Below are 13,189 nucleotides of genomic sequence, written 5' to 3'. Positions count from 1 at the left end.
CGTCGCTATCCCAAGAGATTGTGTAGCCAGGCGTTCCCCTTTAGGGAGAATGCCGGAAACGCAAAGCCAGCCGGGGGGTTATCACGGACCGCGCGCCATGCAAACAATCTTGAAAATCGGAACACGCGGCAGCCCGCTGGCGCTGGCACAGGCGCATGAAACACAGGCGCGGCTGATGGCCGCGCATGGCCTGCCGGCGGAAGCCTTCGAGGTCGCCGTCATCTCGACCAGCGGCGACCGCATCCAGGACCGGCCGCTGTCGGAAGCCGGCGGCAAGGGCCTGTTTACCAAGGAAATCGAGGAAGCGCTGCTTGCCGGCGCGATCGACATCGCCGTTCATTCGTCGAAGGACATGCCGACGCGATTGCCGGACGGTCTGGAACTCAGCGCATTCCTGCCGCGCGAGGATGCGCGCGATGCCTTTGTCGGCAAGGCGGCAAAGGCCATCGCTGAGCTGCCGCGCGGCGCCAAGGTCGGCTCGTCGTCGCTCAGGCGGCAGGCGCTGATCCGCCGCATACGGCCGGATCTCGACGTGGTGATGTTCCGCGGCAATGTGCAGACGCGGCTGCGCAAGCTCGACGAAGGCGTCGCCGCCGGCACCATCCTCGCCTATGCCGGGCTGAAGCGGCTCGGTCTTGAGCATGTCGCCACCGATTTGATGCCGCTCGACATTTTTCCGCCCGCACCCGGACAGGGTGCGATCGGCATAGAGAGCCGTATCGGCGACCGCGACGTCGAAAAGATGCTGACGGGGATCCATGATGTTCGGACGGGGCAGGCGCTGGCCTGCGAGCGCGCCTTCCTGGCGGCGCTCGACGGCTCCTGCCGCACCCCGATCGCCGGCCATGCGACGATCGAGGCCGGAACTCTCTCTTTCGCCGGCCTGATCATCTCACCCGACGGCACGCAGTCGCACACGGTCGAATTGCAGGGACCGGCACAGGATGCCGACCGCATCGGCGATGAGGCCGCCCGGACGGTGCGGGCCCGGGCCGGCGAAAAGTTCTTCGACGGCTGGCTCTGACGATGCTTCGCGTCCTGGTGACCAGACCGGAACCGGGCGCCTCGCGCACGGCGCGGCAGCTTCAGGAGAGGGGCTTTCAACCGGTCGTTCTGCCCTTGACCGAAACGGTGGCTTTGCCTGGCGATGCGGGGTTCGTCACCGGTGATGCCGTTGCCGTTGCCGTTACCAGCGCCAATGCCGTGCGCCATACCGCAAACGAGGTCATCGCGGCGCTTGCTGCTCTTCCTTGCCATGCCGTGGGCGCCAGGACCGCCGAAGCGGCGCGCAAGATGGGGTTCTCATCCGTCATTGAAGGCTCGGGCGATGCCGAGGCGCTGGCCGACGCCATCGCGGCGGCGTTGCCCGGCAAGGCAATCACCTATCTCTGCGGGCGCGTGCGGTTTCCGATGTTCGAACAACGGCTGGAAGCGGCTGGAGTCCGGGTTCGCGCCGTGGAGACGTATGACACGCTCCCGGTGCCATATTCCGACGAGACCATCCTCGCGCTGCTTTCCGGCCAGTCGGTCGATGCGGTGCTGCTCTACTCGGCCAAGGCGGCCGTCGCGATGCAGGCTTTGAGCAAACGGCCTGCCTTGCAAGAGGCCTTTGAAAAGATACAGGTTTTCGCTCTTTCCGCCCGAATAGCCGCTGCCTTCGGCGACGACGCCGGCAAAACAATCCGCATCGCCGCGCGACCCGACGAGGAGGCGCTGCTGGCGCTTTTGCGGGTGCTGCCCTGAGCCGCGTCATCACACCGCCCCTTTTCACCGCTTGGTGATGTGCTAGACCCTTTCTGAACCATCACGCGCCGCCAGGCGTTGAGACGAAGCGAATTTTGCGGAGCCCAGGCATGGTCAAGACGCCGAAGATGCGACACTCGAAAAGCCGCCGCGAGCCGGTGACCATCGATCTCGAGCCCGGTGCCGTTTCCCGCGTCGTCGATGAGGATGCTGCCAGGGCAGCGGCCAAGACAGACGAGGCCAAGGCTGAGGAAGCCGCTGATGCCTCGCAGCCGGAGGCTCCCGAAGAGCCGGTGCATGCCGACCAGACCGATCTCGAACCCTGGGAGCATGCCGATGGCGTGGGGCAGGCCGGGACCGAGCCGTCCGCGGAGGCCAAGGCCGTTGAGCCGGAGATGCCCTATCCCGGCTCGGATGCGCCAGCCCATCGCACTGCCGCCTCCGACTATAATTTCGAGGATGCGTCGGCCAAGCGTAGCGATGACAGAAAGGCAAAAACCCAGACCCGGGACGAAAAGATGGCGCCGATACCGGCCGCGGCAAAGCGTGGCGGCCTGAACGGCATCGCTGCCGGCATCATCGGTGGCGTCATCGCGCTCGCCGGCGCCGGCGGCTTGCAATTTGCCGCGCCTGCTTGGCGCGCCGGGTTCCGGCGCCGGCGTCTCGCTCGACGGCGTCAATGGCGAGATCGCTTCGCTGAAAACCGAAATTGCCGGGCTGAAGGACGGCGGCGGCAATAATGACGCAGCGGCCAAGGTGGTTGGACTTTCCTCGGGGCTGGAGCAGGTAAAGGCCGATGTCGCGGCGCTGAAATCGGCGGTCGAACAGGGCGGTGCTGGCGACAATGCCGGGCTTGCGGCGCTCGGCGACAAGGTCAAGCAGATCGAAACCGCGGTCGCCGCCCTCGGCAAGGCCGGCAGCGCGGCGCCGGTCGATCTCGGCCCGCTCAACGAAAAACTGGCGAGCCTCGACGCGCTGGTGAAATCGACGGGCGAAGCTGCGAAGGCCCAGGACAGCCGCCTCGCCGCGTTGGAACAGTCGGTGTCGCAGCTTTCCGGCAAGGTCGAGGCGGCGGCAGGACAGCCGAAGATCGCGCTCGCCATTGCCGCGTCGGCTTTGAAGTCGGCGCTCGAACGCGGTGCGCCGTTCTCGGCTGAACTCGATACGCTGGCGGCGATTTCGCCCAACGCGCCTGAGCTCGCGACACTACGGCCCTATGCCGAAAAGGGCGTGCCCACCCGCACCGAGATCGCCTCGCAAATGGATGCCGCAGCCAATGCCATGGTCGCCGCCGCCACGCCGGTCGACCAGAATGCCGGCTTCCTGCAGAACCTGATGTCGAGTGCCGAATCGCTGGTCAAGGTCCGGCCGATCGGCGCCGTCGAGGGGCCTGGCGCGCCGGAAACCGTTGCGCGCATGGAGGTGGCCGTCACACAGGGCGACTATGCCAAGGCGCTCGGCGAATACAATTCGCTGCCTGAGGCCGTGAAGGCCGCCGGTGCCGACTTTGCCGGCAAACTGAAGGCGCGCATCGAGGTCGAAACCCAGGTCGACGCGCTGATCTCCGGCGCGATGAAGGCATGAGGGCAAAACGATGATCCGCCTGCTCGCCTTCCTCATCGTCGTCTTCGCGCTCGGTCTCGGCTTTGCTTGGCTGGCCGACCGGCCGGGCGACATGGTCGTTACCTTCAGCGGCTACCAGTATCAGGTCAGCCTGATGGTGGCGGCGGTGGCCATCGTCGCTGTCGTCGCCGCGGTAATGATCCTGTGGTGGCTGATCAGGTCGCTGTGGAACAGCCCCTATACCATCTCGCGCTATTTCCGCGTGCGCGGCCGCGACCGCGGCTACCAGGCGCTGTCGACCGGCATGATCGCCGCCGGCGCCGGCGACGGTGCGCTGGCCCGCAAGAAGACCAAGGAAGCGGCCAAGCTGATCCGTTCCGACCAGGAACCGCTGATCCATCTGCTCGAGGCGCAGGCTTCGCTGCTCGAAGGCGACCATGAAGGGGCGCGGCAGAAGTTCGAGAGCATGCTCGACGATCCCGAAATGCGGCTGCTCGGCCTGCGCGGGCTTTATCTCGAAGCCGAACGGCTGGGTGACCGCAATGCCGCCCGCCACTATGCCGGCCGCGCCGCCGCCGTTGCGCCGCAACTGGCCTGGGCGGCCGAATCGACACTGGAGGAGCTGACCGCGCGCGGCGATTGGGACGGCGCCTTGAAACTGGTCGACGCGCAGAAGGCGACGCGGCAGATCGAGCGCGATGCCGCTAATCGCCGTCGCGCCGTGCTGTTGACCGCCAAGGCGCAGTCGCTCGCCGACAGCGATCCCACCACCGCCAGGGCGGCCGCACTCGAGGCCAACAAGCTGCAGCCGGATTTCGCCCCCGCCGCCGTTGCCGCCGCCGCCGCGCTGTTCAGGCAGAACGATGTGCGCAAGGGCTCGAAAATCCTGGAGACCGCCTGGAGGGCCGAGCCGCATCCCGAGATTGCCGAGCTCTACACCCATGCCAGGCCGGGTGACGCCGTGCTCGACCGTCTCAACCGGGCGAAGAAGCTGCAGGAGATGAAGAAGAACCACGCCGAATCGTCGATGACGGTGGCGCGTGCCGCGCTCGACGCACAGGATTTCGCTACCGCTCGCACCGAGGCCGAGGCCGCGATCCGGATGGACCGCCGCGAGGGCGCCTATCTGCTGCTGGCCGACATCGAGGAGGCCGAGACCGGCGACCAGGGCAAGGTGCGGCAGCTGCTGTCCAAGGCGGTGCGGGCGCCGCGCGATCCGGCCTGGGTCGCCGATGGCGTGGTTTCGGAACGCTGGGCGCCGGTATCGCCTGTCACCGGTCGGCTCGATGCCTTCGAATGGCGCGCGCCGATGGAGCGGCTTGGCCAGTTGATCGACAGCCGTGACGATGCGCCTGAGACCACGGTGCCGGTGATCGAGGCGTTGGCGAAGCCGGCCAGCGAGAAGCCGATCGACGCGATCGAGCCTGCCACGGCGAGCAGCGAGACAACAAGCAAGGGAATCGATAGAAGCGAAGACCACGTCACGCCGGTCACGGCGGCTGCGTTCGCGGCGGTACCAGCCGATGCCGAGGCCGTCGAGCCGGCGGAAGAACTGGCGCGGCTGCCGGACGATCCGGGCGTCGATCCGGACGAGGAAGCGGAAAAATCGCCGCGCCGCTTCCGGCTGTTTTAATTTTTGGCCTTCGGGTGATTGACTTGGCCCTTGGGCCGTTTGGGAATGGATTGATGTTCGAACGCGTTCTGTCGTTTCTCAGGGATTTGCCGGCCGGCGCCGGCGCGCAAACCAGCACGGACGACCCGCGCGTCGCCGCCTCGGCGCTGCTCTACCATGTGATGAACGCCGACGGCGTGCGCCAGGACGTCGAATGGGAGCGGTTCAAGGCTGTGCTCTCCGAGAGCTACTCGATCAGCGGCGCCGAACTCGAAGCGCTGGCCGCCGCGGGCGAGCGCGCCGACAATGAGGCGATCGACCTCTACGCCTTCACCAGCGTGCTCAAGCGCCATCTCGACGCGGACGGGCGCAAGGCCTTCATCGGCCTGATGTGGGAGATCGTCTATGCCGATGGCGAGCTGCATGAGCTAGAGGACAATACGGTGTGGCGGGTCGCCGAACTGATCGGCGTCGAGCGCCACGACCGGGTCGAGGCGCGCCGCAAGGCGGCGGCGCAGGCGCCGGGTGCCCGCGGAACATCCAGCGACGAATAGACGGGGTCTCGCCTGACGATGCCGCGCGCAACGAGCTCGAAGCCAAAAATCCTGATCGTGCTGCATCAGGAGAATTCGAGCCCCGGACGCGTCGGCCACATGCTCATCGAAGAGGGTTTCGAGCTCGACGTCCGCCGGCCGCCGCTCGGCGACGCCTTGCCGGACGCTGGACGGCCATGCCGGCACGGTGGTGTTCGGCGGACCGATGAGCGCCAATGACGAGGACGAGTTCGTTCGCCGCGAGACCAACTGGCTGGAAATCCCGCTCAGGGAGAACCGGCCGTGCCTGGGCATCTGCCTCGGCGCGCAGATGCTGGTCAACCATCTCGGCGGCAAGGTCGAGGGGCACGGCGAAGGGCTGGTCGAGATCGGCTGGTATCCGCTCAAGGCGACCGAGGCCGGCAGGAAGCTGATGCACTGGCCCGACATGGTCTACCAGTTCCACCGCGAGGGCTTTTCCTTGCCCCGCGACGCGACGCTGCTGGCGACGGCGGAGACCTATCCCAACCAGGCCTTCCGCTATGGCGACAATGCCTGGGGCATCCAGTTCCATGGTGAGTTGACCCGGGTGATGATGCAGCGCTGGGTGGTGCGCGGCGCGCATCGCTTCGAATTGCCCGGCGCCCAGCCCGGCCGCGATCACCTCGGCGGCAGGCTGATCTGGGACATGCATCTGAAGCGCTGGCTGGACGAGTTTTTGCGCATGGTGTTTGGGACGCCGGCGGTGCGGTAGCTCCAATCTCTTGGAGCAATTCTTTAGCTAGGGTTCGAGCACCGGCCGCATGAAGCTGCGCTCATAGCTTAGAATGCTGCGATTGCGCTTTTCCGCTTCAAACACATCCTGGCATTCCGGGTCGGCTGCCATCCGCTTGCGATAGTCCTCATAGTCGGCAAGGCTCGGAAAGCTGAACATGGCATAGGCGATATTGTTCGCTCCTTCGCTCGGCAGGAAATAGCCATGATGGTTTCCGCCGAGGCGATTGACCAGACCGATCCAGCGACGGCCATATTCTTCAAACTCGGCAAGCTTGTAGGGGTCGATGACATATTTCAGGCAGCAGGTGATCATGGGATTTCCTGTGACGGGGGTGATGTATCTTGCCGACCATCGGCGAGCGTCAGTTGCGCCCGTTGAGGTGGCGAACCCTGCGCAATTGCGGAAACAGCCAGGCCCACAGGCCTGCTACCGCGATGGCGCCGACGCCGCCGATCACCACCGCCGGCACGGTGCCGATCAGCGCCGCCATGGTGCCGGCACGGAATTCGCCGACTTCGTTGGAGGCGCCGACGAAAACCTGGTTGACGGCGTTGACGCGGCCGCGCACCTCGTCCGGCGTCCACAGCTGGATCAGCGTCTCCCTGATGTAGACGCTGAACATGTCGGTGGCGCCGAGGAGGGCCAATGCGACGATCGACAGCCAGGTGAGGGTGGACAGTCCAAACAGCACCGTGGAGGCGCCGAATGCCGCGACGAAACCGAGCATGATCACACCGGCATGGTTGCGGATCGGGTGCCCGGCGAGCCACACCGCCACGCAGATGGCGCCGATGCCGGGCGCCGAGCGCAGCAGGCCGAGGCCCCACGGGCCGAGCTGCAGGATGTCGCGCGCATAGACCGGCAGCAATGCCGAGGCGCCGGAGAGAAGCACCGCGAACAGGTCGAGCGAGATGGCGCCAAGCACGATCTTCTCGCTCCAGATGTAGCGGAAGCCGGCAAACAGCGTCTCCATGGTCGGCTTGTCGGTGGCGGTCCGCTGGGCGGGCCTGGGAATGGTGAAAATCAAAAGGGCGGCGGCCAGCATCAGCATGGCGGCGATGGCGTATGCGACTTCCGGAGAAACGCCGTAGAGCAGGCCGCCGGCAACCGGTCCAACGATGGTCGCCGTCTGCCAGGCGGACGAGTTCCAGGCAATCGCATTGCCGAAATCCTCCGGCGGCACCAGATTGGCGAACAGCGAGGACGAAGCCGGGCCGTAAAAGGCCCGCGCCGTGCCGAACATCGCGAGCACGGCGAAGATCGGCAGCGGGCTGACAAGACCGCGCAGCGTCAGGACCAGCAGAGTGAGGGCGCATATGCCCTCGATCACCGTCGACAGCGCCATGATCAGCCGGCGTCCGAAGCGGTCGGCGACGACGCCGGTGACCAGCACCAAAAGCAGCGATGGCAGGAACTGGACGATGCCGACAATGCCGAGGTCGAAAGGATCGCGCGTCAGATCATAGATCTGCCAGCCGACGGCGACGGAGACGATCATGGTCGCGAAGGTGGTGAGGAAGCGCGCCGTCCAGTAGCTGAGGAAGGCTTTGTGCCGGAAGGCAGCGTAACGCTGCTCAGGTGAAGTTTGTAGGGATGTCATGAATAAAGGCCCCGTTGCGATGGCATTGGAGCGACGTGCGTCCAATTGGACGCACAAAGTGCGCTCCAACACTGTTTAGTTTCGCATCGTGCTTTCCGAAAATCGGAGTGGACTTTCGGGCCGATGCGATGCCGGCGGGGCACTTCCCAAGGTTGGGCGCTGGTCCGACCAATGGAACGTCTAGCAAAGTTCGATGCGCGATGCGTGCGAAAATCAGCACTGGATCAAGGGATTTTCAGCCTGTTGCGCCCATCGCACAAGGAAATTACTGCCGAAGTGCTGCCGAAATGGCGTCGAGCCCGCCTCGCAACTCGGCCTCCGTCGGCCAGCCGAAGCCGACGCGGAAGAAGCGCTTTTCCATCTCGAACCAGTGGCCGGGCCCGACATAGGTGCCATGGTTTTCCAGCAGGTTCACATAGAAGCGGTCGAGATCGAAGCCGGGTTCGACATTGAGGCGCGGGAAGCCGACGACACCGCCTTCGGGCCGCACCCAGTCGACCAGCGGTTCGCGGTCGATCCAGGCCTGGACGATGTCGCGGCGCTTGGCCATTTCGGGCAGCAGCGCTCCCAGGAAGGCGTCCCGGCGTTCGAGCATGCCGCGCGCAATGCCTTCGTCGATGACGCTGCCGCAGATGCCGATCTGTTCCTTGGCGGCAAGGAACGTCTCCTGTAGTGCTGGATCTCTGGTGATCAGCCAGCCAATGCGGATGCCTGGAATGCCGAAGGCCTTCGACAGCGACGCGACGCTGATCGCCTTCGTGCTCAGCGAGGCCGCCGACGGCAGGCGCCGGCCATAGGAAAGGTCGCGATAGGTCTCGTCGACCAGCAAATGGCATCCGCTGGTCTCCGCGAGCGCCACCAGCGCGTCGAGATCGGTCTGGCCCATCATCGTGCCGGTCGGGTTGTGCGGGCACGTAACGCTGATCAGTTTCGTGTTCGGTCGCATCGCCGCCCTGACGGCCTTGACATCGATGGCAAAGCCGTCCTCGAAGGCGAGGTCGACGAAGCTGATGGCGCAGCCGATCGCCCTTGGGGTTTCGATGTTGGTGGCGTAATTGGGCCGGATGACGACGAGATGGTCGCTCGCCGACAGAAGCGATGTCGAGATGATGAACAGCGCGCCGGCGGCACCGGCGGTGACCAGCACATCGTCAGGCGAGACGCCGGCGTCCTGTGCCGCGATCAGCGCGCGCAAGTCCTTGTCGCCGCGATGCTCGCCATAGAACAGCGTGAGGTCCGGCAGCGACAGGCCGATGTCGGAGAGCTTCTGGTCGGCGATCGAGCTCTCGGAGAGGTTGAAGCGGATGCGGTCGTAGCCGTACTCCTCCGGCGCTTCCTTCTCGATCACCATCCTGGTGTAGTTCATGGCTTCCCCCAGATCCCCTTGTCTGGTTTATCCAAGCCACAAAAACAGGAAGCCTGCCAAGGCGGTTTCGCCGGCAGGCTTCTGTTCCAGTCGTCCTAAATATTGGCTCAGGACTGAATTGCTCAGGCTGAAACCTTGGCCTTGCGGCCCTTGGCCTTGACGGGCGCCACCTCAACGGCCTTGCGGCCGAGTCCGATGGACTTCGCCAGTTGCGAGCGCGAGGCCGCATAGTTGGGAGCAACCATCGGATAGTCCGACGGCAGGCCCCATTTTGCGCGGTAGGCGTCCGGCGTCAGGCCGAAATGCACGCCGAGATGGCGCTTCAGCGATTTGAACTTCTTGCCGTCTTCGAGGCAGATGATGAAATCCGGCGTCACCGACTTTTTCGGGTTGACCGCGGGGACCAGCGGTGCGGCCACCGGCACCGCCGGCTTGCCGAGCCCGCCGATCGAGGTGGCGACGCTGGCGATGAGGTCGGCCAGGCCGGAGGCGGGCAGGCGGTTCTTCTCAACGTAGGCGGATACGATGTGGGCGGTCAGCTCGAGAAGGTCGATGCGAGCGTCGTTGCTATCGTCGGTCAATGTTTCCTCCGTCTATGGTGCACGGCCTCGAAAATGGGGTTCGTTTTCGAAAGGACGAGGCACAAAATCAAAAATGCTGAAGCGTTTCTGGCGTATCCATTTCTGGCGTATCCAGTGGACCGCGCGGGGGCAGCGCGCAAAATTCCTAGTCGGCAAATCTGCACAACGCAATGATTAAGCGCGGCGCCACACGTTATTTTGAACAACTATACTAAACTGTAATAATATCAGACGATCAGAGCCTTGTCTCGCCACAGACGAAATCCGCCTTCGAAGGCGCGTGTGTTGTCACCGCGCCTGGTCTCGGCCGGTAACGCGTCGAGCTTGTCGACATTGCCGCCGCCAATGACGACATAGTCTGGCTGCAGGGCGGCGCGCAGGCGAGTGACGACGTCGAAGACGTATTTGCGCCACTTCTTCTTGCCGTGCTTTTCCAGGCCGCGCTCGCCGACATAGTCCTCGAAACTCCGGCCTTTCCTGTAGGGAAGATGGGCGAGTTCCATCGGCTGGCCGACATTGTCGAAGACCATCGCCGCGCCGAGGCCGGTTCCCAGCCCGAGGAACAGCATGCGCCCGCCTTCGTAGCTGCCGATGGCCTGCATCAGCGCATCATTGACCACCTTGACCGGCTTGCCGAATTGGGCGGCGAAATCGAAGCCAGCCCAGCCCTTGCCAAGATTCTTCGGATCGAGCACCGGCTTGTTGTGACGCACCGGGCCGGGATAGCCCATCGAGATGACGTCGTAGGACAGGCCCTCGGCGAGCTTCTTCACCTTGTCGATCATCTGCTGCGGCGTCAGGCCCGGGCCAGAATCGTCCCGGCGCTCGGCGCCGCCGGCGCTGGTCAGGATCTTGACGTGCGAGCCGCCAATGTCGATCGCCAGAACGATCTTCTCGGTGTCGGGTGCCGGTTGCTTCATCGCCTTGGCCATCGTGTCTTCTCCGATCATGCCACCGGGTCGATCCAGCCATTGGGCGGTCCGAAGCCGGCCATGGCGTCCGTCGGTCCCCATGTCTTCGGCTCGTAGAGATGCGGCGGCGTGGTGTCGCCGAGCACCGGCCCGACGATGCGCCAGGCAAGCTCGGCCGCGTCCTGGCGGGTGAAGAGCTGGCCGTTGCCGTTCATGGCGTCGCCGATCAGCCTTTCATAGGGCGGCATGTCGGCCTTGCTGTCGTCGAGCGCCGTCAGTTCCACCTGCTCGCCGACCATGTCGTCGCCTGGCGCCTTGCGCTGGGCGCCGATGGCGATCACCACTTGCGGGTCGATGCGGAAGCGCACGTAGTTCTGGTCGGCGGGCTTGATCGGGTCGAAGACGTCGAGCGGCGGCCGCTTCAGCCGCACCACCACCTCGGTGACATGCACCGGCATGTTCTTGCCGGCGCGGATGAAGAAAGGCACGTCCTGCCAGCGCCAGGTGTCGACGAAGAAGCGCACCGCCGCGAAGGTCTCGACCGGCGAGTTCGGCGCCACGCCGGGCTCGGCGAGGTAGCCGGTGAACTGGCCGCGCACGACATCGTCTTTCGCCAGCGTCCGAATCGCCCTGAGCACCTGGACCTTCTCGTCGATCAAATCGTCGGCGGAGCGGCCGACCGGCGGCTCCATGGCCAGCAGCAGGAGGATGTTGAGCAGATGGTTCTCGATGACATCCCTTATGCAGCCCACATCGTCATAGAAGCGGCCGCGCCCCTCGACGCCGAAATCCTCGGCCATGGTGATCTGCACGCTCTCGACGAAATTGCGATTCCAGATCGGCTCGAGAAAGGAATTGGCGAAGCGGAAATAGAGCAGGTTCTGGATCGCTTCCTTGCCGAGATAGTGGTCGATGCGGAAGATCGACTGCTCGTCGAACACCAGATGCAGCACGCGGTTCAGCCAGCGCGCCGACTGCAGATCATGGCCGAACGGCTTTTCCACCATCAGCCGCGCGCCACGCGCGGTGCCCGACTGCTCCAACCCCTGCACGACAGTCTCGAACATGGTCGGCGGCACCGCCATGTAGTGCAGCGGCCGCTGGGCGGTGCCGAGTGCGGTCTTCAGCTTCTCGAAGGTGGCCGGATCGCGGTAGTCGCCGCTGACATAGCGCAGCAGCGAGGCGAATTTGGCGAACACCTTCTCGTCGATCTTGCCCAGCGCATTGACGATGCCGTCGCGAGCGCGGGCCTGCAACTGCTTGATGTCCCAGGCGTCGAAGGCGACGCCGATCACCGGTTCGGTGAGCGTGCCCTTGGCGACCATCTGGTAAAGGGCCGGAAATATCTTCTTGTGGGCGAGGTCGCCGGTGGCGCCGAAGAGCACCAGCGTGTCGGACCGTTCCTGGCTCATGCGTGCGTCTCCTGCTGTGGCGTCACTTGCCGGCCTTCGGCTTTTCGACATGGCCGCCGAAGGCATAGCGCATGGCGGACAACAGCTTGTCGGCAAATTCGGATTCGCCTTGCGAGGAGAAGCGGTCGAACAGCGCCGAGGACAGCACCGGCGCCGGCACGCCGGTGTCGATCGCCGCCTTCAGCGTCCAGCGTCCTTCGCCCGAATCCGAGACGCGGCCGCCGAACTGCGCCAGGCCCGGATCGCCCTTCAGCGCGCCGGCGGTGAGATCGAGCAGCCAGGAGCCGATGACGCTGCCATGCCGCCAGACCTCGGCCACCTGCGGGAGGTCGATGTCGAACTGATAATATTGCGGGTTTTCCAGCGGGCTGGTCTCGGCGTCGGCCGTGCGTTGCCGCTTGCCGGCATTGGCCGACTTCAGGATGTTCATGCCTTCGGCATAGGCGGCCATGACGCCATATTCGATGCCGTTGTGCACCATCTTGACGAAGTGGCCGGCGCCGCTCGGCCCGCAATGCAGATAGCCGAAGGGCGCGGTGCCGGCAGCCTTGTCGGGAGCCGGCGCGCCGGCATCGGCGCCGGGCGCCAGCGTGGCGAAGACCGAATCGAGGTGCTGCACCGCCACGTCGGGGCCGCCGATCATCAGGCAGTAGCCGCGCTCGAGGCCCCAGACACCGCCGCTGGTGCCGACATCGACAAGATGGATACCCTTGGTGGTCAGTTTCGCGGCCTGGTCGACGGCGTCGTGATAGTAGGAATTGCCGCCGTCGATGACGATGTCGCCGGGCTCCATCAGGGCTGAGACCTGATCGATGATCTTGCCGGTGATCGCCGCCGGCAGCATCAGCCAGACACAGCGCGGCTTGGCGAGCTTGCCGACGAATTCCGTCAGGGATGCCGCGCCCAGCGCGCCGTCGCTGACCAGGGCGGCGACGCTTGCCGGGTTGATGTCGTAGACGACGCATTCATGGCCGTCGCGCATCAGGCGCCGCACCATGTTGGCGCCCATCCGGCCCAGTCCCATCATTCCGATCTGCATGGTTTCGTCCCGATTGCTTGAGGAGAGAGAAAATCTATCGGCCCGGCCGCT

At 65.0% G+C, this 13,189-nt stretch carries 11 protein-coding genes and 2 pseudogenes; 6 read left to right on the top strand and 7 right to left on the bottom strand.

The window, feature by feature from the left end; genetic code table 11:
* The first annotated feature begins 97 nt into the window (after positions 1 to 97).
* The 6 genes and pseudogenes from hemC to ACVILI_RS03090 all read left to right on the top strand — a co-directional run bounded on the left by hemC (position 98) and on the right by ACVILI_RS03090 (position 6,205).
* Positions 98 to 1,024, top strand: coding sequence for a hydroxymethylbilane synthase (gene hemC, locus ACVILI_RS03115; protein WP_240565049.1), 927 nt, complete (start codon positions 98 to 100; stop codon positions 1,022 to 1,024).
* Between the two features lie 2 nt (positions 1,025 to 1,026).
* Entirely contained in the window at positions 1,027 to 1,743 is a 717-nt protein-coding gene (locus tag ACVILI_RS03110) for a uroporphyrinogen-III synthase (RefSeq protein WP_038650480.1), read from the top strand.
* A gap of 110 nt (positions 1,744 to 1,853) precedes the next feature.
* Positions 1,854 to 3,327 (top strand): annotated as a pseudogene (locus ACVILI_RS03105) (COG4223 family protein).
* A 10-nt stretch (positions 3,328 to 3,337) separates the two neighbouring features.
* Complete coding sequence (locus ACVILI_RS03100; RefSeq protein WP_038650476.1) at positions 3,338 to 4,939, top strand: heme biosynthesis protein HemY; 1,602 nt, start codon at positions 3,338 to 3,340, stop codon at positions 4,937 to 4,939.
* Positions 4,940 to 4,992: 53 nt separating this feature from the next.
* Positions 4,993 to 5,472, top strand: a complete 480-nt coding sequence (locus ACVILI_RS03095; protein ID WP_027047532.1) for a tellurite resistance TerB family protein — start codon at positions 4,993 to 4,995, stop codon at positions 5,470 to 5,472.
* Positions 5,473 to 5,490: 18 nt separating this feature from the next.
* Positions 5,491 to 6,205, top strand: a pseudogene (locus ACVILI_RS03090) (glutamine amidotransferase).
* A 27-nt stretch (positions 6,206 to 6,232) separates the two neighbouring features.
* On the opposite strand, the gene ACVILI_RS03085 reads toward ACVILI_RS03090, so the two are convergent.
* The 7 genes from ACVILI_RS03085 to gnd form a co-directional block, all read right to left on the bottom strand.
* On the bottom strand, positions 6,233 to 6,541 hold the full coding sequence (locus ACVILI_RS03085) for an NIPSNAP family protein (RefSeq protein WP_019861965.1): 309 nt from the start codon (positions 6,539 to 6,541) through the stop codon (positions 6,233 to 6,235).
* Between the two features lie 49 nt (positions 6,542 to 6,590).
* Positions 6,591 to 7,829, bottom strand: a complete 1,239-nt coding sequence (locus tag ACVILI_RS03080) for an MFS transporter (RefSeq protein ID WP_019861964.1) — start codon at positions 7,827 to 7,829, stop codon at positions 6,591 to 6,593.
* A 265-nt stretch (positions 7,830 to 8,094) separates the two neighbouring features.
* The gene (locus ACVILI_RS03075) at positions 8,095 to 9,195 is read right to left on the bottom strand and encodes an aminotransferase class I/II-fold pyridoxal phosphate-dependent enzyme (RefSeq protein WP_038650472.1); all 1,101 of its coding nucleotides are present in this window, start codon (positions 9,193 to 9,195) and stop codon (positions 8,095 to 8,097) included.
* 122 nt (positions 9,196 to 9,317) lie between these two features.
* The gene (locus ACVILI_RS03070; RefSeq protein WP_010912262.1) at positions 9,318 to 9,776 is read right to left on the bottom strand and encodes a MucR family transcriptional regulator; all 459 of its coding nucleotides are present in this window, start codon (positions 9,774 to 9,776) and stop codon (positions 9,318 to 9,320) included.
* 227 nt (positions 9,777 to 10,003) lie between these two features.
* Positions 10,004 to 10,708: an ROK family protein gene (locus ACVILI_RS03065; protein ID WP_038653527.1), complete on the bottom strand. Its 705-nt coding sequence runs from the start codon at positions 10,706 to 10,708 to the stop codon at positions 10,004 to 10,006.
* Positions 10,709 to 10,722: 14 nt separating this feature from the next.
* Positions 10,723 to 12,099, bottom strand: coding sequence for a glucose-6-phosphate dehydrogenase (gene zwf / locus ACVILI_RS03060; protein ID WP_027047530.1), 1,377 nt, complete (start codon positions 12,097 to 12,099; stop codon positions 10,723 to 10,725).
* A gap of 22 nt (positions 12,100 to 12,121) precedes the next feature.
* Entirely contained in the window at positions 12,122 to 13,138 is a 1,017-nt protein-coding gene (gnd, locus tag ACVILI_RS03055; RefSeq protein ID WP_019861959.1) for a phosphogluconate dehydrogenase (NAD(+)-dependent, decarboxylating), read from the bottom strand.
* Positions 13,139 to 13,189 lie beyond the last annotated feature (51 nt).

The organism is Mesorhizobium sp. USDA 4775 (assembly GCF_054062655.1).
This window is presented reverse-complemented; position numbering and strand designations above follow the sequence as displayed.

Coding starts and splice junctions, on each gene's coding strand:
- zwf (WP_027047530.1), bottom strand. CDS start 12,099: ATGAGCCAGGAACGGTCCGACACGCTGGTGCTCTTCGGCGCCACCGGC.
- ACVILI_RS03100 (WP_038650476.1), top strand. CDS start 3,338: ATGATCCGCCTGCTCGCCTTCCTCATCGTCGTCTTCGCGCTCGGTCTC.
- hemC (WP_240565049.1), top strand. CDS start 98: ATGCAAACAATCTTGAAAATCGGAACACGCGGCAGCCCGCTGGCGCTG.
- ACVILI_RS03065 (WP_038653527.1), bottom strand. CDS start 10,708: ATGGCCAAGGCGATGAAGCAACCGGCACCCGACACCGAGAAGATCGTT.
- ACVILI_RS03080 (WP_019861964.1), bottom strand. CDS start 7,829: ATGACATCCCTACAAACTTCACCTGAGCAGCGTTACGCTGCCTTCCGG.
- ACVILI_RS03085 (WP_019861965.1), bottom strand. CDS start 6,541: ATGATCACCTGCTGCCTGAAATATGTCATCGACCCCTACAAGCTTGCC.
- gnd (WP_019861959.1), bottom strand. CDS start 13,138: ATGCAGATCGGAATGATGGGACTGGGCCGGATGGGCGCCAACATGGTG.
- ACVILI_RS03095 (WP_027047532.1), top strand. CDS start 4,993: ATGTTCGAACGCGTTCTGTCGTTTCTCAGGGATTTGCCGGCCGGCGCC.
- ACVILI_RS03110 (WP_038650480.1), top strand. CDS start 1,027: ATGCTTCGCGTCCTGGTGACCAGACCGGAACCGGGCGCCTCGCGCACG.
- ACVILI_RS03075 (WP_038650472.1), bottom strand. CDS start 9,195: ATGAACTACACCAGGATGGTGATCGAGAAGGAAGCGCCGGAGGAGTAC.